This is a genomic window from Winogradskyella psychrotolerans (assembly GCF_018860545.1).
Lineage (GTDB): Bacteria > Bacteroidota > Bacteroidia > Flavobacteriales > Flavobacteriaceae > Winogradskyella > Winogradskyella psychrotolerans_A.
Genome location: NZ_JAHKPN010000040.1, coordinates 1 through 1,337, shown reverse-complemented (window position 1 = coordinate 1,337; position 1,337 = coordinate 1). Strand labels below are relative to the sequence as shown.

The 1,337-nt window shown below is 34.7% G+C and carries 1 protein-coding gene; it reads left to right on the top strand.

Annotation, left to right across the window (positions count from 1 at the left end; all coding sequences use genetic code 11):
• Nucleotides 1-217 precede the first annotated feature (217 nt).
• Nucleotides 218-1,186, top strand: coding sequence for an IS110 family transposase (locus KO515_RS13635; RefSeq protein ID WP_215936893.1), 969 nt, complete (start codon nucleotides 218-220; stop codon nucleotides 1,184-1,186).
• Nucleotides 1,187-1,337 lie beyond the last annotated feature (151 nt).

The following is a 1,337-nucleotide window of genomic DNA, read 5'->3' as shown; positions in this document are numbered from 1 at the left end:
TCTTAAGTTTGATTTCTAATAAAATGATTAAATTTTCTTTTTAATCAGAAAGAATATGAGAGAGGATAAAGGTTATGATACATGTTGAGGATAAAACCTCGTCAACAAAGTTAACCCCCTCTCTCTTTCATCTATAGCACGTTCAGTTCTGTGAGGCCTAGACCTCGTTTTTAAGATGTTGTGACATTGATGATTATTCTTTCATAAATCATTAATTATGAATAAATATAAAGAAACTTTCGGAGTTGACATTAGTAAAGATGTGTTTGATGTTTATGGCAGCAAAAGCGGTCACAACCAATTTGAAAACACACCAAAAGGATTTAAAGCCTTTTTAAAGTTATTACCCTCTATGAGTTTATTGGTTATGGAGGCTACGGGTCACTATCATTTTAGACTCTCACAGTTTCTTTGCAAAAATGACGTGACTGTATCGGTTGTAAACCCACTTTCAGTTAAGCGTTTTATTGAGATGAAACTCGCTAGGGTGAAAACAGATAAGAGCGATGCTAAGTCTATCTGTGATTATGGGCTTCATAACGATGTCCCTTTGTACAATGCTATGAACAATATTCAGGTAGAATGCCGTCAGCTATTGAGCCTTAAAACCAATTATACTAAAAGAAAAACCAGCACCAAGAACAAGATCCATGGTGAGGAAGTTATGGGCAAGCCATCAAGTTTTGTGCTGAAATCGCTTAAAAAAGATCTCAAGCATATATCAAGAGAGCTAGAGAGTATTGAAAAGCAACTATTATTTTTGGTGAAAAAATCTTGGCAGAAAGAGCTTACATTGTTGAAGAGTATACCAGGTATAGGTGATAAAACAGCAGTTTTTTTAATTGTATTGACACATGGCTTTGAGAAATTTGAGAATGCCTCACAGGTTTGCAGTTATCTTGGTACAACACCTACAATAAAGCGCTCAGGCAGCAGTGTAAGAGGACGAAGCAAGATTAGTAAAATGGGAAATAGAAAACTCCGAAACTTAATGTTTATGTGTTCATTGAATGCATATAGGTACAATGAGCCCTGTAAAAGACTGCACGAGCGTATCGTAAATAAAGGTAAGAGTAGTAAACTAGCACTTATCGCAGTGAGCAACAAGCTAATTCACCAAGCTTTTGCGATTGTTAACTCAGGAGTACCGTATGACCCGAATTACGTTTCCGTCAAGAAATATTAATTTTTAAAAATGTGATAATGATTATATGTATTGCTTGTTAGATTGGAAACAAATCAACAAAGGAGATTTGTTCCACTTCAACAATGCAACGGAATATTTACACGCAAAATTTAAATCAAATTTAATTTGGATTTTATCTCAGTTCTTTGTT

What these genes read in the sequence shown, in the direction of transcription:
- KO515_RS13635 (WP_215936893.1), top strand. Translation starts at nt 218, where the DNA reads ATGAATAAATATAAAGAAACTTTCGGAGTTGACATTAGTAAAGATGTG.